Source organism: Actinoplanes sp. NPDC049802 (genome assembly GCF_040656595.1).
GTDB lineage: Bacteria > Actinomycetota > Actinomycetes > Mycobacteriales > Micromonosporaceae > Actinoplanes.
Window position 1 is genome coordinate 44,576 of sequence record NZ_JBFAMR010000049.1, and the last position, 18,641, is coordinate 63,216.

The 18,641-nt window shown below is 70.0% G+C and carries 23 protein-coding genes and 1 pseudogene; 11 read left to right on the forward strand and 13 right to left on the reverse strand.

The features are described 5' to 3' along the window. The first annotated feature begins 54 nt into the window (after nt 1–54). From AB0I88_RS28195 to AB0I88_RS28205, 3 genes are all read left to right on the forward strand, one after another. Entirely contained in the window at nt 55–870 is an 816-nt protein-coding gene (locus AB0I88_RS28195; protein ID WP_361030941.1) for a DUF427 domain-containing protein, read from the forward strand. Between the two features lie 130 nt (nt 871–1,000). Then, nucleotides 1,001–1,333: a helix-turn-helix transcriptional regulator gene (locus AB0I88_RS28200; RefSeq protein WP_361030944.1), complete on the forward strand. Its 333-nt coding sequence runs from the start codon at nt 1,001–1,003 to the stop codon at nt 1,331–1,333. Next, the gene (locus AB0I88_RS28205; protein WP_361030947.1) at nt 1,330–2,139 is read left to right on the forward strand and encodes a permease prefix domain 1-containing protein; all 810 of its coding nucleotides are present in this window, start codon (nt 1,330–1,332) and stop codon (nt 2,137–2,139) included. The genes AB0I88_RS28200 and AB0I88_RS28205 overlap by 4 nt, the downstream gene beginning before the upstream one ends. A 196-nt stretch (nt 2,140–2,335) precedes the next feature. Here the strand turns inward: AB0I88_RS28205 and AB0I88_RS28210 are convergent, their stop codons facing one another. The 5 genes from AB0I88_RS28210 to AB0I88_RS28230 all read right to left on the reverse strand — a co-directional run bounded on the left by AB0I88_RS28210 (nt 2,336) and on the right by AB0I88_RS28230 (nt 6,669). Further along, nucleotides 2,336–3,418 (reverse strand): hypothetical protein, encoded by a 1,083-nt coding sequence (locus AB0I88_RS28210; protein ID WP_361030950.1) that lies wholly within the window; start codon nt 3,416–3,418, stop codon nt 2,336–2,338. After that, nucleotides 3,411–3,926 (reverse strand): SigE family RNA polymerase sigma factor, encoded by a 516-nt coding sequence (locus tag AB0I88_RS28215; protein ID WP_361030953.1) that lies wholly within the window; start codon nt 3,924–3,926, stop codon nt 3,411–3,413. The genes AB0I88_RS28210 and AB0I88_RS28215 overlap by 8 nt, the downstream gene beginning before the upstream one ends. 88 nt (nt 3,927–4,014) lie before the next feature. Further along, a complete protein-coding gene (locus AB0I88_RS28220) occupies nt 4,015–5,046 on the reverse strand; it encodes an endo alpha-1,4 polygalactosaminidase (protein ID WP_361030956.1) in 1,032 nt (343 codons plus the stop codon). 247 nt (nt 5,047–5,293) lie between these two features. Then, nucleotides 5,294–6,085, reverse strand: a complete 792-nt coding sequence (locus AB0I88_RS28225) for a PaaX family transcriptional regulator (protein ID WP_361030959.1) — start codon at nt 6,083–6,085, stop codon at nt 5,294–5,296. After that, nucleotides 6,070–6,669 carry a GNAT family N-acetyltransferase gene (locus tag AB0I88_RS28230; protein WP_361030962.1) on the reverse strand — a complete coding sequence of 200 codons (600 nt, stop codon included), beginning with the start codon at nt 6,667–6,669 and terminating at the stop codon, nt 6,070–6,072. Before AB0I88_RS28230 ends, AB0I88_RS28225 begins: the two co-directional genes overlap by 16 nt. Nucleotides 6,670–6,696: 27 nt before the next feature. Between AB0I88_RS28230 and AB0I88_RS28235 the strand changes: the two genes are divergently transcribed. Together AB0I88_RS28235 and AB0I88_RS28240 are read left to right on the forward strand one after the other, a co-directional pair. Then, nucleotides 6,697–7,707: a CocE/NonD family hydrolase gene (locus AB0I88_RS28235; protein WP_361030965.1), complete on the forward strand. Its 1,011-nt coding sequence runs from the start codon at nt 6,697–6,699 to the stop codon at nt 7,705–7,707. Nucleotides 7,708–7,924: 217 nt separating this feature from the next. After that, on the forward strand, nt 7,925–8,527 hold the full coding sequence (locus AB0I88_RS28240; RefSeq protein ID WP_361030968.1) for a hypothetical protein: 603 nt from the start codon (nt 7,925–7,927) through the stop codon (nt 8,525–8,527). A 75-nt stretch (nt 8,528–8,602) separates the two neighbouring features. Here AB0I88_RS28240 and AB0I88_RS28245 read toward each other — a convergent pair whose 3' ends face one another. Beyond that, on the reverse strand, nt 8,603–9,256 hold the full coding sequence (locus AB0I88_RS28245) for a nucleotidyl transferase AbiEii/AbiGii toxin family protein (RefSeq protein WP_361030971.1): 654 nt from the start codon (nt 9,254–9,256) through the stop codon (nt 8,603–8,605). After that, nucleotides 9,253–9,597, reverse strand: coding sequence for a hypothetical protein (locus AB0I88_RS28250; protein ID WP_361031007.1), 345 nt, complete (start codon nt 9,595–9,597; stop codon nt 9,253–9,255). The genes AB0I88_RS28245 and AB0I88_RS28250 overlap by 4 nt, the downstream gene beginning before the upstream one ends. A 156-nt stretch (nt 9,598–9,753) precedes the next feature. Here AB0I88_RS28250 and AB0I88_RS28255 point away from each other — a divergent pair, with 156 nt between their 5' ends. After that, nucleotides 9,754–10,536, forward strand: coding sequence for a hypothetical protein (locus tag AB0I88_RS28255; protein WP_361030974.1), 783 nt, complete (start codon nt 9,754–9,756; stop codon nt 10,534–10,536). Here the strand turns inward: AB0I88_RS28255 and AB0I88_RS28260 are convergent. Beyond that, on the reverse strand, nt 10,511–11,053 hold the full coding sequence (locus AB0I88_RS28260; protein WP_361030977.1) for a GNAT family N-acetyltransferase: 543 nt from the start codon (nt 11,051–11,053) through the stop codon (nt 10,511–10,513). The genes AB0I88_RS28255 and AB0I88_RS28260 overlap by 26 nt on opposite strands. A gap of 184 nt (nt 11,054–11,237) precedes the next feature. Here AB0I88_RS28260 and AB0I88_RS28265 point away from each other — a divergent pair. Continuing rightward, a pseudogene (locus tag AB0I88_RS28265) lies at nt 11,238–11,471 on the forward strand (transposase); the annotation flags it as partial. Nucleotides 11,472–11,809: 338 nt separating this feature from the next. Further along, nucleotides 11,810–12,139, forward strand: coding sequence for a NifB/NifX family molybdenum-iron cluster-binding protein (locus tag AB0I88_RS28270; protein ID WP_361030980.1), 330 nt, complete (start codon nt 11,810–11,812; stop codon nt 12,137–12,139). Between the two features lie 55 nt (nt 12,140–12,194). Here the strand turns inward: AB0I88_RS28270 and AB0I88_RS28275 are convergent, their stop codons facing one another. Next, nucleotides 12,195–12,734 (reverse strand): rhodanese-like domain-containing protein, encoded by a 540-nt coding sequence (locus tag AB0I88_RS28275; protein ID WP_361031010.1) that lies wholly within the window; start codon nt 12,732–12,734, stop codon nt 12,195–12,197. Nucleotides 12,735–12,775: 41 nt separating this feature from the next. Beyond that, on the reverse strand, nt 12,776–14,413 hold the full coding sequence (locus tag AB0I88_RS28280) for an FAD-dependent oxidoreductase (RefSeq protein ID WP_361030983.1): 1,638 nt from the start codon (nt 14,411–14,413) through the stop codon (nt 12,776–12,778). 266 nt (nt 14,414–14,679) lie between these two features. Between AB0I88_RS28280 and AB0I88_RS28285 the strand changes: the two genes are divergently transcribed. Then, a complete protein-coding gene (locus AB0I88_RS28285) occupies nt 14,680–15,402 on the forward strand; it encodes a hypothetical protein (protein WP_361030986.1) in 723 nt (240 codons plus the stop codon). A gap of 143 nt (nt 15,403–15,545) precedes the next feature. Here AB0I88_RS28285 and AB0I88_RS28290 read toward each other — a convergent pair whose 3' ends face one another. From AB0I88_RS28290 to AB0I88_RS28300, 3 genes are all read right to left on the reverse strand, one after another. Next, the gene (locus AB0I88_RS28290) at nt 15,546–15,755 is read right to left on the reverse strand and encodes an AlpA family phage regulatory protein (RefSeq protein WP_361030989.1); all 210 of its coding nucleotides are present in this window, start codon (nt 15,753–15,755) and stop codon (nt 15,546–15,548) included. Nucleotides 15,756–15,884: 129 nt separating this feature from the next. Next, on the reverse strand, nt 15,885–16,748 hold the full coding sequence (locus AB0I88_RS28295; protein WP_361030992.1) for a universal stress protein: 864 nt from the start codon (nt 16,746–16,748) through the stop codon (nt 15,885–15,887). A gap of 506 nt (nt 16,749–17,254) precedes the next feature. Then, nucleotides 17,255–17,479 (reverse strand): three-helix bundle dimerization domain-containing protein, encoded by a 225-nt coding sequence (locus AB0I88_RS28300; RefSeq protein ID WP_361030995.1) that lies wholly within the window; start codon nt 17,477–17,479, stop codon nt 17,255–17,257. Nucleotides 17,480–17,779: 300 nt separating this feature from the next. Here AB0I88_RS28300 and AB0I88_RS28305 point away from each other — a divergent pair, with 300 nt between their 5' ends. Both AB0I88_RS28305 and AB0I88_RS28310 read left to right on the forward strand, forming a co-directional pair. Further along, nucleotides 17,780–18,118 carry an STAS domain-containing protein gene (locus tag AB0I88_RS28305; protein ID WP_361030998.1) on the forward strand — a complete coding sequence of 113 codons (339 nt, stop codon included), beginning with the start codon at nt 17,780–17,782 and terminating at the stop codon, nt 18,116–18,118. 380 nt (nt 18,119–18,498) lie between these two features. After that, the coding region (locus AB0I88_RS28310) for a transposase family protein (RefSeq protein ID WP_361031013.1) at nt 18,499–18,641 on the forward strand (143 nt) is incomplete at its 3' end.

Genomic DNA, 18,641 nt, shown 5'->3' on the forward strand with positions numbered 1-18,641 from the left:
GAGAATCCGACGGAGAACGTCCGGGCCGCCGGTTCGGCGGGAAGACTCGCCGGTATGAGCCTGAACGTCGGTGACGAAATGATGAGGCTGCTGGGCGTGCTGCGGCACGAGCCGACCGGCAAATGGGTCCGCGCCCGGCTCGGTGGCCGGCTCGTCGCCGACAGCCGTGCCGCGCTGCTGGTGTGGGAACCGCGCCGCATCGTGCCCACGTACGCCGTGCCGGACGCCGATGTCCGGGCCGAACTCGTACCCCGCGACTCCCCTCCGGACAGCGGCGTGGCGGTGCTGCATCCCGGCATTCCGTTCGCGGTGCACTCCACGCCCGGCCAGGCGTATGACGTACGCGTCGGGGGTGATGTCCGCGAGCGTGCCGCGTTCCGCCCGGACGACGCGGACCTCACCGGTCACGTCGTGTTCGACTTCGGCGCGTTCGACTGGACGGAGGAGGACGAGCCCGTGTTCGCGCACCCACGCGACCCGTTCTCCCGCGTCGACGCGCGGCGCAGCAGCCGGCACGTGCGCATCGAGCGGGACGGCGTGCTGCTCGCCGAGTCGCACACCCCGACACTCGTGTTCGAGACGAAGCTGTACCCGCGCTTCTACCTGCCGCGTGAGCACCTCAAGGCGGAGGTTCTGCCCAGCGGGACGGTGACGGCTTGCCCGTACAAGGGCCGCGCGGCGTACCTGTCGTTCGCGGTGGGCGAGAACCTCGCCTGGACCTACCCGGACCCGCTGCCTGAGGCATCGCCGCTCGCCGGCCTGGTCGCGTTCTTCGACGAGGTCGTCGACGTGACCGTTGACGGCGTGCTCCGGCAGCGGCCCGCTTCGCCCGTCGCCGACGTCATGAGGGACGAGTTCAACGTCTCCTGAGCGCTCGGCTGGATGTCAGTGCTGTCCCACCGTGAGTGAGACCGCACTGACAGCCAGCCGGAGTGGATCCCGACGGCCCGGAGACCGGCGGCGTTGACGCCTAGATCTCCAATGCCTAGGTTCTCTAGGTATGGATGTCAAAGGTCATCTCGATCTGCTGCTGTTGGCCGTTCTGGCAGACGCGGGCAGCGCACATGGTTACGCCGTGATCACCGCCCTGCGAGAGCGTTCGAAGGGTGCCTTCGACGTGCCGGAGGGCACGGTGTATCCGGCACTGCACCGGTTGGAGCGGGCCGGCCTGGTGGTCAGCCGATGGGAGCAGGCAACGCCTCGACGTCGGCGGGTCTACGAATTGACCCGCGACGGCCGGCTCGCCCGGACGGCCAAGCAGAGCGAGTGGCGGCGGTTCGTCGACAGCGTGCAAGCCGTGATCGGGCCCGTCGCAGCGCAGGCCGGGGCATGACGGCCTCGGCCGGCGACGGGCCGGTGGAGAAGTATCTCGACGAGATGTTCGACCGGCTGGCCGGCACCGGGCCCGCCGGGCGCCGGATGCTGGCCGAGGCGGAGAGTCACCTGCTGGCCGCCGTCGACGACGGTCGCGACCGTGGCCTGGACGCCGACGCCGCCGAACGTGAGGCCATCGAACGGTTCGGCACGGTGACCGACGTCGTGCGAGACGTGCCGGTCGCCGCCCGGGACGTGGCGGGGGCACTGCGCCGCCTGCTCACCGGAACGTGGATCGCCGCCGGGATCGTCATGATCTGGTGGGGCGGGCACGGTGTACTGGCCTGGCTGCTCGGATGGCCATGGACCAAGCTGCTGATCGCCACCGACCGATTCGGAAGCCAGCCGGGCATGTGCGGCCGCCCGTGGGTGCCGTCGAATCCGACGGTCGACTGTCTCACGCAACACCGCGAGAATCTCTACGTGGTGATCGAAGGAGGAGACCGGGACGCCTACCCCTTCGTGGCGTTGGCCGGCCTGCTCCTGCTGGCGGCATGGCTGCTCCTTCGGCGTGGCACCGTGCTGGGGGCGAAGGCATGGACGCCGTCGCCGGTCGCGCTCGGGCTCGGCCTCGCGGTCCCGTTCGGTGCCGCCGCGCTGGTGCTGACGGCCTACGGCATCAGCGGGCTGTATTGGCAGGCCCAGGCCTGGACGCTGAGCTACCTCACGGCCGGTCTGCTCGCGGCAGCGGTCAGCGCTGCGGCGGCCCACCACGTTCGAGCATCCTCGACCGCCCGTGTGGGGAGCCGGCAGACCGTGGGGTGACCGGCCGGGACCGTCAGGGGTGCGGGGCCGCCGTGAGCTCTCGCCCGATCAGGGTGGCCATGCGACCACGAGGCCATCACCCGTTCGGCCGGCCACGGCCTTCGCGTCACCGATCTACTCACCGATGAACGGACAGCACCGGCCGGCGTAGCCCTGCCCGTCGCCGGCCTGTACCCATCACCGCACCTCAACCGGCTCACTCCGGGTTCGAGCGGTTCAGGATGTGGACGCCCTCGGCGTACCGGATCAGATCGGTGATGCTGACGGTGAGACCGTTGCCGACGGTGATCTGCAGTGTGGCGTCCCAGTCGGTGACGTCGATCGACAGGGTCACCTCGTCTTCCGTGCGGTTCAGCGCGGCGTCGTATCGGCCGACCTTCCGGTCGGCGGCGATGAGTCGCTGCCGTTTGCGCAGCACCGTGCTGAACCCGCCGGCGCCCGGCGCCGCGCTCGGCGACCGGAAGACCATCCGGGACGCGGTGACGGTGTCGGCGACCAGCCCGTGCGGGCTCAGATCAAGATCAAAAGGCGGCTGTACGGGGATGCTCGCGCCCGTCAGGGAGTCCGCGAGCGCCACCACCTGTTCCGGGGTGTAGGTGTCGTCGGTGGCGAGTTGGATCCACCGGCCCGGCGACTCCTTCCAGTGGAGCGTGAGCTGCTTGGCCGGCGAGACGTCGACGGTCCGCAGAGTGCCGGCGTGCCCCCGTACCTCGAACGGGGTTTCTTTCGCCGAGGTGGTGAAGGCGGGCCTCGTCGTGGTGACGGTGATCGTGACGTCGGCGTGGTCGCGCAGTTCGGTCGCCTCGAAGAAGGCCGTCACGGCGCCGTCGCTCATCGAGGCCACGGGAGCGCTCATGCCGTCGGTGGCCGGCAGCGTGTACGGGAATACCGGCGCCGTCCAGCCGGAGATCAGGTTCACCGTGGTCAGGCCGGTGGACTTCCCGGCCGCCGGTGCCGACGAGGTCCGCCGGGACGGCGTGCTGCCGGCCGGTGACGCCGAGGACGGGCCGGGGACCGGGCTGGAGGGCGTCACCGGCGGGGCGGGCGCCGACGCGGCCGGCGGCACGGCGGGCTCCGGCCGGCCGGCGAACCTCGTCAGGAACGGGATGCCGGCGACCGTCACGGCCACGGCCGCCGCCGTCGCGGTGACCGTGACCAGGCGGCGCCTGCGGTAGCGGCGGGACCGCTCGTGCACGGTGCTGAGCAGCCCGGCGTCGGAGGGCGCGTCCCCGGCGGCGTCGTGCATGCTCTCGGCGATCATGCGGTTCAGGTCATCCATCGTCACCGGCTCCTCTCTGGCTCATCATGGTTCGCATCTGGGCGAGCGCGCGGGCCGCCTGGGAGCGCACGGTGGACTGGCCGCAGCCCAGCAGCGCGGCGATCTCGGAGTCCGGCAGGTCGCAGTAGAACCGCAGCACCAGTACGGCGCGTTGCGCGCGTGGCAGGCCGCGCAGCAGTCGCCACATCTGGTCGCGGGCCAGGACCCGGTGCTCGGGCGCGTCGAGTCCGGCGGGTTCGGGCACCTCGGCGAGGACCGCCTCCCGGTACGCGCGGCGCCGGCGCCAGGACAGGAACTGCCGCACGATGGAGGTCCGGACGTACGCCTCGGCGTTGTCCATCGCGGTGATCTTGTCCCAGCGCCGGTGCAGCCGGGCCAGAACCTCCTGGACGAGGTCCTCGGCCAGGTGGGCGTCGCCGGAGAGCACGTAGGCGAATCTCAGCAGTGCGCGACCGCGGCCGTTGACGAAGTCGTCGAACTCGTCGGTGCGGGCGGGGGAGGTGGTCATCGTGGCCTGTTCGCCTCCATGCCGGAGACCTCCGGGCGCTGTACGGGCGCCGGAGGTCTCCGGGGCGTTGCGGAATCGGGACAGCGGGTCAGCACGCCTCATGGACGTACGACTCGGATCCCGGGGTGGTGACGTCGACGTCGCGCAGCACGATCGACAGGCGGCTCCCGTATGCCTTGCACGCCTTGGCGAAGCCACTGCGTGAGTACTCGATCACGATCACATTGTCGCCGTACGAGGCGGTGTAGGCGTCGCACTCGTCGAAGTCGGCGCACTCCTCGGCGACCGCGAAGTCGAGTCCGGCCTTCCTGGCGTTCGCACTGCTCAGCTCGGCGGTGTTCTTCTGCCCGATGGCCAGGCCCTTCGCGTGTGCGCGGGAGGCCAGCGACGTGACGTACGCGATCGCCTGGGTCTGCGTCAGCAGGCCCCCGGACCGGGTGTAGGAATCCAGGTTGTCCGGCTCGACGGCCTGGAACCCCTTGGCGGCGCACCGGTCGATCCAGCCGCCGACGATGCCGGTCAGCGCGGTGCGCTTGGCCTCGGTGGAGAAGTCCAGCATCAGCTCGTCCCAGTCCTCGTCGACGACGAGTTCGCCGTTCTTGTCGTGCAGCAGCAGGTCGGGGTGGTTGGTCTTCCACCACGACTCGGCGCCGGGCTGGGCCTGGAAGGCGTTGAGGTAGCAGATGTCGTAGATCCCGGCGGCCGGGGTCGCCTCGCTGTCACGGCTGACCACGGTCGTCCCGGAGGGCGGGGTGTAGGCGCCGCCGATCTGGTAGTCGAACGTCGCGTTCGCCGGCGGTGGCGTCCACCTCCCCGGAGCCGCGCTGCTCGTGGCCGAGGCCGAGGCCGAGGCCGAGGTGACGGGGGACGCCGGGGCGCTCGGGGCGGTGGAGGCCGTCCGCGAGGAGGTCGCGCTCGGCGCGGCGGAGGAGACGGCCGGGGAGGCCTTCGTGGGGAGAGCCTTCGTGGGAGCCGTCCTGGGAGCCGTCCTGGCCGGTTTGGAACTGTGCCAGGGACCGCGGGTGCCGGCGTTCGCGGTGCCGATGCCGACACCGACAGCGACGATCACGACTGCTGTCAGGGCGATCCCCAGCTTGAGCTTCCTGCGGTTGGCTGCCATCGATGTGACTCCTCTGGTGCTGGTGGAAGTGGTTCCTCCCTGTGAACGCGATGGCGGTGCACGGCTGCTGCCGCCGGAATCGAAAAATCTTTACGCTCATCGAGGGTCACGGAAAGTGACGGCAGAGGTGGTAGGTGACTGGTCTGCCGACCGGACCGATCGTGGTCATGACGCAGGACGCCGTCATCTCCCGTGGGTCTCCCCCCGGTCTCGAAACAGGCGTCCACTGCGGCACACCGTGGGGCGATCACCAGCTCAGCCAGCCGCGGTAGAGCGCCCGTTCGCCGAGCCGCTCCGTCAGCGACGCCCACACGCCGTACCAGCGGCGGCGCAGCTCGGCCGGCCGCCACGGGCTCGGGCGCAGTTCGAGGGGCAGCAGGGGATCGCCGCGGACGGCCCGTTCCAGGGCGTCGGCCAGCCGGATCTGCTGCACGAGCGGATCCGGCGCGGGAGGCTGGGCGAGCACCTCGGCGAGACAGTCGTAGGCCCGGTCCACCGGCGCGGGCGGCCACAGGCGCCCGGCCAGGTCGAGTGGGTCGGTGATCCCGCGTACGTCCAAGTGGTTCGTGGTGGCCAGCACGAGGTGGCGCCGATCGGTCGCGTCCAGCAGCGGGGTGAGGTCGTGCGGGCTGACGTACAACCCGGTGGACACCAGCGCCGCCCCGGCAGTGACCAGGTCCCGGCGCAACGCGTCCCGGATCGACCGGGCGGACTCCTCGACGCTCACCGACAGCAGGTGCCAGGCGCCGTCCCACGGCGCCGCCCCGGCGTCCTGGGCCTGAGCCAGGCGCAGCGCCAGCCGGTCGCGGTCGATCCGTGCCCGCCCGGAAGCGGTCAGCCGCAACATTCCACCACGGCCACGACCTTCCTGTACGACTTCGCCCGCGGCGATCAGCCGGCGAATCGTCAGCCGGACCGGCTGGTCGAGCAGCCCGACGGCGTTGGCGGTGTCGTAGACAAGGCCGCAGCCGACCTCGCCCCGCAGCGGCAGGAACGCCTCGACCACCGTTCGTGGCGCGGGCGTCACGTTGACTGACACGGCCGTTCCTCCAGCGAGCGTCGCAAGGTGCGGTGACGACGGAAACCGTAGACGTCCGCGAGCGGGCCCATCTCGCCCTGGCCGACGATCACGAAACCACGGCGCCGATACAGAGCCTCGGCCCGGGGATTGGTGTCGACCACGCTCAGCTGGACGGCCCGGTCGCCGCGTGCGGCCGCGAGGTCCAGAGCCGCGGTGAGCAACGCCGACCCGATGCCGGCGCCGCGCCGGCCCGCGGCCACGCACAACCCGTCCAGCACGAGGACACCGGGAACGTCACCGCCGGCCAACGGCGCGAGAACCACCGTTGCCCGGACCGCCGCCACCCAGCCCAGCCGCGACCGCGCCGCCCGCCACGACCAGTCCGCCGCCGCTGTTCCGGCCGCACGGAAACCACACACGCCGAGAACGTCGCCGCCGTCCCGGGCGACCAGGAAACGATCGGCGGACAGGGCGGCCGTGACCGCTGCCCGGCCCGTGCCGTCGTCACGGAAGGCGCACGACAGTTTGGCGCCGAACGCCTCCCAGTACAACCCGCCCACCCGCGTGCGCTCGTCAGGCGTGAAGCCCAGGCTGATATCCACCTTGCAACTATCGCATACGCTACGACCGTGCGAAGAAAGATAGCTACCGTCGCCGTTGTCCTCCTTGCCGTGGCACTGTCGATCGGCACACTCATGGTGGTCGGCAACACCTACCGCTTCGCCGAGCGGCGGGTCACCGTGCCCGTACCCGGCGGAACGCTCGAAGCGGTCGTGGCCCACCCGGAAGGCGCAGCCCGCGGGCTCGTGGTCTTCGTGCACGGGGACGGGCCGGTCGACGCCACACAGGACGGCCTGGACCGGCCGTGGTTCGAAGCCGCCGCCGACGCCGGCTTCACCACGCTGTCCTGGAGCAAACCCGGGGTGGACGGATCCACCGGCAACTGGCTGAGACAGGACATGCAGGAGCGCGCCGCGGAGGTCGCCCACGTCCTCGACTGGGCGGCGACACAGCCGAAACTGGCGACGGACACGATCGTCCTCTGGGGCGCGAGCCAGGCCGGATGGGTCCTGCCGAAAGTGGTGCGATCCCGCCCGGACATCGACGCGATCGTGGCCGTCAGCCCCGCAGTGAACTGGTTACGCCAAGGACGCTTCAACCTGACAGCCGAACTGGACCACCACGGCGCTGACGAGCATGAGCGGCGCACCGCCATCGAGGACAGCGACCGCACCCGCGAACTGCTGGAATCCGGCGCCGACCACGACCGCTATCTCGCCCGGACGACCGATCCCGAGCCGATGAGCGCCGACCGCTGGGGCTTCGTGCTGCGCAACTTCCGGGCCGACGCGACAGCGGACCTGCGCGCGATGGCCGGCCGGCACGTCCCCGTCCTGCTGACACTGGGAACCGCCGACCGCAACGTCGACGTCGCCGAGACCGAGTCGGCCTACCGGCGGATCCTCGGCGGCGACGTCACCGTGGCCATGTTCGACGCGGCACACTCGATGGCCCGTCCCGCCGTGGAGGACTCCGGCACGCTCGGCCTGCTCACCGCGGTGTTCCGGCCGCGGGCACTGCTGGCGCCCGGGGTGCTCGACACCTACCGCGACTTCCTCGACGACACCGCCCCGAACTGAGCCCGGCAGCAGTGCATCGTCGCGGCACGCCGATTCGTCCGTGCGAACCTCGCTCGAACAACGGAGACGACCCCGGCTCGGCTCCGTGCGAAACACGACAAAACCGGACCATGGCCCACTCCGGCAGTACGGGCTGGAGAGCCACACCCGGACATGATCCGAAGACGGCGGAGTTTCATGTGCCCGAATGGAGCGGGCGACCATTACGGTCGATGTCGTGACCGAGAAGCTGCCCGACACTCCCGAGGCGTACCAGCCGCCCGACCAGGTGCCCGCGGACTCCTCCGAACCGCCGCCCGAGACCACCGGCCCCTACCAGGCCTATGTGCTGCCGTATGCGCCGCCGCCCACCAAACGGACCCGACCGGAACTGGTGTTCGCTGCCGTCCTGGCCGCGATCCTGGTGATCGGCGCCTCGGTGGTGCTGATCACCCAATGGCGCTCGCGCGACGAGGCACCCTCGCAGGCCGCACCGGTGGCCGCCCCCGCCGAGCCGACGTTGCCGGCCGCCGAGACACCGGCCGCGCCGGAACTGCCCGAACTCACCGCACTGCCCGCCGGCGCCGAAAAGGAGAAGAGCAGCGCCAAGGCGGTCTGGGACGCCAGCTCGATCCGATTCCTCAACACCACCGGAGCGTCCGTCTCCGTGCAATGGCTCGACTACCAGCAAAAACGAGTCTGGTACGCCGATCTCGCGCCCGGCCAGAGCTACGACCAAACCACCTACGCCGGCCACGTCTGGGTAGTGACCCGATCCGACGGCACAGCGATCGCCGTGTACGAGGCGACCGCCGAACCCGGCCAAGCCACCATCCGCTGACCGGGAAAGCTCGCCCTGGCATCGATCCTCACGAACCGTGATGATCCGCCGGATGCGTCCCGGGAACCGGAGCGGTCAGCTGCGTGGCCAGCCACTGAATCGGGTTCGTAACCGCGTCACCTCGACAGGGGCGAGGCCGTAGGCGGCGAAGGCCCGATCCGGCGTCCGATCCAGCCTGCGGCCCGCAGCGGCGACATCCTCGTCGAACAACCCCGGATCCACCGTCCGCGCCAGCTTCAACAACATGCCGGGGGAGCGGCCGTCCAGGAACGCCGCCACATCCACGAAGTCGCGCACCTCAGCCCGGTTCACCAAGGCGGCCACCTTCCACGCGATGAGGTCGTCGACGGCCATCACCGGTCCGATGTCCAACAACACCGGCTCCCGGGTCCGGGACAGATGGCCCAGACTCAACCGCACCGCCCGGCCATCGGGCCGGTAGGCGACCAACTCGGCCATCAGATAATCGAGGTCGACAACCTCCGAACTCGCGTCCACCGGCTCGACACGGATGCCCGCCTCCCGCAAGGCCGCCGTCACCGCAGCCGCGGCGGCGGCCACGCTGCAGCCCTCCTCCCCGAACACGTCGACGTCCTCGGTAGGCCGGGACACGATGCCGTACAGGATCAACGCCAGGCCGCCGCCGAGGGCGAACCCGTACCGGTCGGCGACCGCCAGCGCGATCCGGGCCACCCGCAGATGAAAGGCGTCCACCGATTCGGTTGTCACCGCGCCGGCACGACCGCCAACTGCGGGTGGATCGCCTCCCACGCCTGCCGCACCCCTCGCGGCAGATACAGATGCGGCCACACCTCGACCAGGACGGCGCCGTTCAGCCACCTGCGCAGTTCGGCCTCATGGACGGCCTCGCGCAGCACGATCTCATACACCCGCAGCCGGTCGAACGGGTCGTCCAGGTCGAAACGGCCCGCCGGCGCCGGCGCCCACACCAGCCGGTTCGGCAGCACGACAACCCCGCTCACCGGGCCCCGCAGCATGCTCAGGTCGGCGGCGACCAGCGCACGCCGCCCCGGCCGGCTCTGCCGGTCCGCCGCCGCTGTCCCACGAATACCCACGCCCGCCAGCGTACGTCGTCCGAGATGCCGCGAACAGCGACCCGAGACGCCGGCCTCGGGCGAGGTGAGGGCAGACGGGATCATCCCCGCAGCTGCGGGGAGCAGTGCTCGTCGGTGATCGGCACGTCCTGGCCCCACGGATCACCCCGCGTGCGCGGGGGTGATCCCGCGGGCACCGCCGTCAGCGACACCTCGCGCCGCCGCTTTCCTGGACTGGCTGCACACCCGCGGATCCACCCTTGGCCACCTGCACTCAAGCCGATCTCGACCAGTGGCTGGCCAGAAGCCCGCACGCGCAACCCGATCTGCGAACTTCGTGCGGTGGGCCGCCATCCACCACTACGCGCCCCGGCTCACCGCTCCGGCAACCCGCTGGACCGGCCCTGCCCGGCCCTTGACCAGGACCGCCGCTGGGCCGACACGCGACGGCTGCTGCACGACGACACCTATCCGACCGCCGACCGGGTCGCCGGTCTCCTCGTTCTGCTCTACGCCCAGATGCTCAACGTCATCTGCGCGCTGACGACCCAACATCTGAGCCACGTCGGCGGCCAAACGCTGCTCGCCCTGGGCAGCCGGCCTATCGTCCTGCCCGCCCCGCTGGACCGCCTCGTCAACGAACTCGCCGATGCCACACGCCAACCATCGGGCGGCAGCCTGATCAACACCCCGTCCAGCTGGCTCTTCCCTGGACGATGGCCCGGACGTCCCCTCACCGAAGGTGCTCTCGCCCGACGACTCCACGTGCACAGCCTGCAACCTCGCCAAGGCCGCAACATCGCGCTGTTCATGCTCGCCGCCGAGGTCCCCGCCACGATCCTTGCGAAAATGCTCGGCATCCACATCAAAGCCGCCATCCAAATGCAGCGACTGTCCAATGGCGACTGGGCCACCTATGCGGCCGAGGTCAGCCAGCGAAATCACCACGGCTGACGTCGTGTTGCGCGACGTTCACGACGAGCGTCTTGACGTAGTAAACGAGCGTCCACGTCCAGCCCGGCTGGCACTCACGGCTGACCTCTCGATAGCCGAGCGCTTGATAGAAGGCCATCGCCTCCGGCTGGTTGGTCGCCGTGTCGAGGCACACCGCCTGAAATCCGCACTGCGCCGCACGCTGCTCCAACTCGGCCATCAGGGCCCGCCCGATCCCGCGACGCCGGGTCGCCGGATGCACCCGAACCCGCAACACCTCGGCGCACGCTTCAGCGCCGGGTCGGAAGCCGCCCATCCCCACGACATGACCGTCCAACTCGACGACGAGGAACTCCCCGCCGCGCGCCAGGAAGCTCCCTTCAACATCGGCGAGATCGGGAAAGCTGGCTGGAGGCGTGACCGCCGGCGGCAACGGGATCGGCACCCCGAGGTCCGCCGTCTCACCGATGTTCGGCAGCGCGTTCAACGCCCACAACATGGGCGCGTCGGTAACACGGAACCTTCTGACCGTCACCACGCCGTTGACCTTGCAACGCCACGATGGCGGCGTCAACGAATATCCCTAACTCACCCGGAGGATCGGCAAGACCCGCGCGCCCGGACAGGTTTATCTCATACGCGGCGAGCTCGCCCTGGTCCGCGCCGACTGTCCGCACCTGGACCGGATCGCCACCCACGTCACCTCATTCGCGACCATGCTGATGCGGCGGCAGGGCCAGCACCTCGATGACTGGATCGCCGCGGTCCGCGCCGACGACCTTCCTCATCTGCACTCCTTCGCCACCGGACTGACGCAGGACTACGACGCAGTCCTCAACGGCCTGACCCTGGAGCACAGTTCTGGCGCCGTCGAGGGCAACGTGAATCAGATCAAGATGCTCAAAGGGCAGATGTATCGGCGATCCGGGTTCGACCTGCTCCGCAAGCGCGTTCTGCTCAGCCGCACGGCGCTCCTACCGGACGTGGAAGGTCACCGCGGCCAGACGGGCGGCTCCTGGACTGCTGGAGCCGGGCGCATCGGGCGCCGATGGTGACGATGAGCCGGTCGTGGACTCCCTATTGCCGGCCGGTGACAGGTCGGCCGGCTCTGATCGGCGGTCGTCGCCGGCGGATAGCGTGCGCCCATGTCGCCGCCCGTGTCGCCGAGCCGGACAGGTCCAGGTCCGGTCCCCGGTCGGCCTCGACGGCGTGGACCGCGTCCGGCCGGGTTCTGCTCACCGGCTGAATCCGGCCGTACCGTGCTTCGATCTTCGTCAGGAACAGGGGAAGTCGCATGATCAGAGTCTGTGTCCCGGTCACCGAGCAGGACCAGGTCGACCGTCGGTGGGGCCGGGCGCAGCGTGTCGCCGTCGTGGAGGCCGGTGCCGAGGGGATCGGGCAGTGGCAGGTGTTCGACGTGGGGTGGGACCGGCTGCACGACGAGGGCACCGAGGGTTCGCATCATGCGCGGGTGGTGCGGTTCTTGCGTACCCATGAGATCGCGATGGTGGTGGCCGGGCACATGGGCCCGCCGATGCAGAACACGTTGCAGAGGATGGGCCTGCGAGTGGTGCTGGACGCGGCCGGTGACGCCCGTGCGGCGGTCGCCGCCGCACTGTCCTGAGCGCCGTAAGGGCCAGGCGGCGGGAAGGCTGAGCCGTTCCCGCCGCGTGCCGCGGTTACGGCCGTTCGGTGAGGTCGGCGATCGCCTTCTCCACGGTGACGCGGGGCCCGCGGTTGTAGGGCAGCTTCGCGAGAATCATGCCCATGGCGCACGTGTTGGTGAGGGCGGCGACGGCCAGCCCGGCGCCGACGAACGCGGCTACCCATTTCGCGGCGGGCATTGCGACACTGGCCACGACGGCGAGTACGACGAGGGTGCCCGCGGTGAGGCGCACCTGCCGTTCCAGGTCCCAGTGCGGCGTACCGGTGGTCATCGGCGCGTCGGCGGCCTGCCAGGCGGTGATGCCGCCGGCCAGCACCCGCAGGGTGGGCAGTCCGGCCGTGCTCAGGGCCTGTTCGGCGGTGGTCGCGCGCTGCCCGGAGCGGCAGACCAGCACGACCTGTTCGCTGAGATGCCGGCTCAGTTCGTCGCGGTGCTCACGGAGAAGATCGAGGGGCACGTTGTAGGAGCCGGGGATGTGTGCGGCCTCGAACTCGGCCGGCGTGCGCACATCGATCAGGCGGGGTCCACCGCCTTTCGCGGTGAGGCTCCGCAGCGTGTCGACGTCGACGGTGCGAGGGGAGCCGGTGGCGTTGCTCACGGTGCGTTCTCCTGGGCGTGGTGGCCGGCGGTCCAGGTGCGGTAGCCGCCGTCGAGGTTGCGTACGTTGTGGCCGAGGCCGGACAGCAGCGCGACGGCGGTGTGGCCGCGCAGCCCGACCTGGCAGTAGACGATCAGTTCCCGGTCGGGTACCTCGGCCAGGCGTTCGCGCAGATCGTCGACGGGCAGGTTGAGCGCGCCGGGCAGGTGGCCGGCCGCGTACTCAGCGGGGGTGCGCACGTCGATGAGGACGGCGCCGTCGTCGAGCGCGGCGTTCACCTCGTGCCATTGAAGGGTGCGCTCGGTGCCGGTGAGCTGGTTCTCGGCGATGTAGCCGAGCATGTTGACCGGGTCCTTGGCCGAGCCGAACGGTGGGGCGTACGCCAGTTCCAGATCGGCCAGTTCGTCGGCGCGCAGGCCGGCGTACAGGGCGGTGGCGAGCACGTCGATGCGTTTGTCGACCCCGTCGCCGCCGACGATCTGCGCGCCGAGGATCGTGCCGTCGGCTGCGTCGTAGAGCAGCTTGGCGGACATCGGCTGGGCGCCCGGGTAGTAACCGGCATGCGAGGCCGGATGGGTGTGGATCGCCCGGTGACCGCGTCCGGCGGCACGGAGCCGCTTCTCGTTGGTGCCCGTCATCGCGACGGTCAGGCCGAAGACCCGCACGATGGCGGTCCCGGTGCGGCCACCGAGATCGACGGGGCGTCCGGCGATGGCGTCGGCGGCGAGCCGGCCCTGCCGGTTGGCGATGTTGGCGAGTGGGATCAGCACCGGCTCGCCGCTGATCCGGTCCGTCTTCTCCACCGCGTCGCCGACCGCGTGGATGTGCGGGTCGCTGGTGCGCATGCCCGCATCGACCTCGATGCCACCGCGCGGGCCGAGGGCGAGGCCGGCCTCGCGCGCCAGGCCGGTCTCCGGGCGTACGCCGATGGCCAGCACCACCAGGTCCGCGTCCAGCAGCCGCCCGTCGTCGAGTTCGACCGCCTCGGTGAGGATCTTCACGACCGTCCTGCCGAGGTGCACGCCGACCCCGTTGGCCGCCAGTTCGGCGTGCACCGGTGCAGCCATCTCCGGGTCCAGCGGCGCCATCACCTGGGTGTCACGTTCGACGACCGAGACGGCCAGGCCTCGATGGACCAGGTTCTCGGCGACCTCCAGGCCGATGAATCCACCGCCCACCACGACCGCTGACCGCGCGCCGTCGGCCACCGCCGCGGCCAGCCGGTCCGCGTCGGTGACCGACCGCAGCACCAGCGCCCGTTCCACGCCGGGCAGGTCCGGCACGATCGGCGCCGCTCCGGGGCTCAGCACCAGGTGGTCGTAGGTCTCGTCGTACTCGCGGCCGGTGGCCAGGTCGCGAACCCGCACGCGGCGCTGCTCTCGGTCGATCGCCAGCACTTCGGTGCGGACCCGTACGTCGAGGTCGAACCGGGCGCGCAGGCTCCGCGGCGTCTGCAGCAGGAGATCATCGCGGTGTTCGATGACGCCGCCGGCGTAGTACGGCAACCCGCAGTTGGCGAACGACACCTCCGGTCCTCGTTCGAAAACGATGATCTCCGCCTCGGGCGCCAGCCGGCGCAGCCGGGTCGCGGCCGACATCCCACCGGCGACCCCGCCCACCACGATCGTTTTCATCCTGCTCCTGCCGGGACTTCCATGGTTCATCATCACCACCGCAATGTACCCCCGGGGGTATGTGGTCCGCCGGGCCGAAAGCCCTGTCGCTTGAAAAGGCGGGAGGAACCTCCACAAGGAGCCTTCGCTGGTTGCGGACGCCCGGGGCGACATGGTCACCCGCTCACGCTCGATCCATGCCTTCGATACAGTGGCGGCCCCTCATGATCAGGGGAGCGGGGCGGATGCGAGTCGGGCGGCTGTTGGCCACGAGTGCGGCGGTTCTCATGGCGGTTGGGGGAGCCGGTTGCTCCGCGGCCGCGGACGGTGGCGTCGGCGCGAACCCGGCGCCCTCCTCCGCCGCCCCGGTCCCGTCCGACCCGGCACAGGCGTTCGCCGCGGCGAAAGACCGATTGGGTACGGAGTCCGCGCGCTTCGCCCGGGATCTCAACTACGCCCCGCTGGACTTCACCGGCGTGGTGAACGCGCAGACCAGGAACTGGGAGATCAGTGGTGAGGACCACGTCGTCCGCCGCATCGGGTCCGACGTCCACGTCCGGGTAACCGGCGACAAGCTGGACACCATCATGATGTCGAAGGCCGTGGCCGCACAGTTCGCCGCGGGCGGCTGGATCCGCACCCGGTTGCCGAACTTCCGCGAGAGCGGCGTGATCTTCCACGACGAGTTCCCGTGGAATCTGACCGGCCTCGCGACCCGCGCCAAGGGCGTCACCGCCACCGGCGACCACTCGTACACGGGCATGGCCACCATCAACGAACCCGGCAGCCTTTCGGGAAGCACCAGGAAGCTGCCGGTCAGGGGCGATCTGGACGAGGCGGGCCGTTTCTCGAGGATCACCGCCACCGTCACCGGTGAAGGTAAGTCCGACGTCACCAGGGTGGTGACGTTCACCGACTTCGGCGGGCCGGCCGACATCACGGCGCCACCGGCGGCTGAAGTGAGCGACGGCGAAAGTCAGATGCTCCTGATCTTCCTCAGCCTGAGATGAACGGCGCCGGCCCGGGCGCCCCCACATCCGCGAGCCCCACGACCCGTGCGGGCTTGCGCTCGTCTCCGGTCGAACGGCCGGCGCCGGTCGGCGCCGGCGAGACGTCACCTCGCCAGCCGGGTGAATCGCGTCGCGGGTGGCTCTCAGTCGTGGGTGCGGGGCTGGCCGGAGCGGTGCTCGGCGATCCAGGCCTCGACGTCGTCGGCCAGCCAGATCTTGCCCGCTTCGAGGACGGCGACGGGTTTCGGGAAGTTGGTCTTGTTGGTGATCTGGTAGACGCGCTGACGGGAGAGGTTGCCGAGCCGGACACGGATGTCATGTGCACCCATCAACCGCAGAATTCGACTTGTCATGCGACGAGTATAGGCATAGAGCATCCTGTCGTATGCCATGGTCGAAGTGATTCAGTCTGCTGTGTGACGCACCGGGCCGCCCTCTGCCGAGCGTCCTCGCGTCGATGTGGCCCGTATAGCGGCGACATCTCACGCTCTTTCGCGGGTGATGCGGACCGGGCATTCGGCGTGGTGCATGACCTGGAGGCTGGTCGATCCGAGCATCGTGCCGGCCAGTTCGCCGCGGCCGCGGCTGCCGACGATGATCAGGCCGGCGTGCCGGGAGGCCCGCACGAGTGCGTGGGCCGCTCCGGCGTGGGTGACCTCGACGTCGACGGTCAAGGTCGGGAACCGGGTGCGCCATGGCCTGAGCAACTGGTGCAGACGGGCGCGTTCGGTGTCGTCCTGTTCGGGTGTGACGAGTGCTTCCGGCACGACGTCGTACAGCCTGAGCGGGCTCACCGGGAGGTAGGACCGGAGCACGGTGATCGGCAGGTCATGGGCGGCCGCCATGGTGAAGGCGTCCTCCAGGATCACACCGGCGGCGGGGGAGTCGTCGACCCCGGCGACGATCGGGCCACCGGCTTCTCCGGTGCGGCCACGGACGACCACGACGGGGCAAACGGCGTGCGTGGCGAGTTTCTGGCTGACCGAGCCGAGGAGCAGGCCGGCGAAGCCGCCGCGCCCCCGGTTGCCGAGAACGAGGACCTCGGCGCCGCGTGAGGCTTCGAGCAGGCACGGCGCCGCGTCCCCGGTGACCGTGTCGGTCTCGACCGCGATCGTTGCCGCGACTCGCCGGACGCGGTCGCGGGCCGCGGCGACGATGCTCTCCGCCGCTTCACGGCCGAGATGCTCCCCGTCGGCAGGGGAGCCGGCCTGCTCCCGGCCCGCGCCGACAACGTGGACGATCCGCAGCGGCAGCCGGCACGCGAGAGCTTCCCGGGCCGCCCAGTCGACCGCCGCGTTGCTCGACTCGGTGCCGTCGGATCCCACCACGATGGACCTGCCGAACATCGCTGCTCTCCTGTCTGGGAACACGGCCAGCCGTACGGCGGTGCCCGCCCCGCTCCGTCGACGGCGGAGCGGGCACGGTGATGATGCCGCAGTCGACGACGGCAGGGTAGCGGAATCGGAGTCCAGGTTCCCGGAAGCGCGAACAGCGTCGGTGGGACGTGTGGGGGCACCGTGACCCGGTTCTTCGGCGGCAGTGCGCGGGAACGAGTGCCGGTGCGGGCGGGCCGCGGCTGTCAGAAATCGCGCGGCCCGCCTTGTGTCACTTCTTCTTGGCCTTCTTGGATTTCTTGTCCTTCTTGCTCTTCTTGTCCTTCTTCGCCATAGCGGCCTCCGTCCGGATGCTGTCCACAGTGGTCCGCGCCATCGTAGGCCCATTGTTCACCGAATCGTGCGCCCTGGGTTAAGCATTCGTCCGCGGAGCGTTCACCTAGGCTTCCGCCCGGTGGAAAGGGGTAAGATGCACGCCCCGCGGAATCAGCCGATGTGCCGCGCCTCGAGTGGCCGGGTTACCGGTCCGGCGGCAGTCCAGTGCGCAACTCGGCGACGAGCGCCCGCTCCACGAGCAGTGGCACGAAGTCGCGAATCGGTGCCAGTTCGTACTGTTGATGGGCGGTTCGCAGGCGTCGCGCGATGGTTTCGGCCGGCACATCGGGATAGCGTTCCTGTACTGCGCGAGCGACTCGATCCAGCGCCTGAACCTCGGCGTCACTCAGCAGAATGTTGTCATCCATGCACCTAGCGTGACCTAGCTTTCGGCCGGAGACATCGATCGAAGTACCCGCCCGCAAGTGACTCAAGCCATCTCCCGTGGCTTTCCGTCACGACTGTCCACGCCGCGCGTGAGAAATGTCGCAGACCTGTTTGGCCGGACAATGGCAAACCGATTCCGGGACGGACGACCGCAAGCGGCGGGACCCTTTGCGCCGCCGTGGCCATAACCGGTGAACTCTTTTGTCTCCGGTGTCGACGTGTTGATGGCGTTGTTCTAACCTGACAATTCCGCGAATCAATGGGAAACGGAAGGTGGCGCGATGACCGGTCTCACGGTCGACGTCGAAACCACCCCGGACGGCGTCGTCGTCATCCGGCCGCACGGCAACGTCGGCCCCGGCGACGCCGGCGAACTGCGCCGCACCCTGGTGTACGCGGTGCGCCGGATCCGGCCGGTCCGGCTGGTCCTGGACCTGCATGACGTGACCGACCTGGACCCGCTCAACCTCGGCGCCCTCGCCGCCGCCTGCCATCTCGGCGACGACCAGCATGTCCCGGTCTTTCTCGAACACTGCTCGACCGTGCTCGCCGGCCTGCTCAGTGCGGCCGGCGTGCCGCATCACCGCTTGCGCCGGCAGCAACCGAAGAATTCATCTTGATCCAGGAAACGTCACTCTGAGCTGACACGTGTGCTGACCGGGCGTGGACAGGGCTGCCGGGTGATTGCTCGATGCCGTCCCGTGACAAGGGTGTTCGCCACGACCGTGACGGCGTCACGGTCGCCGGCCGTCCCATAGCCAGGGCCCCGGCAAAGTCATGACGGTGTCCGACTTGAGTGGATCAAGGTAGAAGCGCCTCGGTTGGCGGCAGCAAGACGGGCATGACCGGTTCAGAAGATCATCAAGGTTCCTACGCCACGATGATCTATCCGAAGTGAGTCATGCCCGCACTGCCATCATCGCTGATCTCGTCTCTGTCCGATGCACCGGCTCTGACCGTGCCGGAAACCGCTGCTGGGTTGCCCGCTGTACTGGCCGCGATGCGTGATCCGCGGGCGCGGCGGGGTATCCGGCATCAGCTCGGCGTGGTGGTGACCGCGGCGGTGTGCGCCGTGGTGGCCGGTTACCGTTCGTACGCCGCGATCGCGGAATGGGTGGCCGATGTGCCCGACGCGACGGTCCA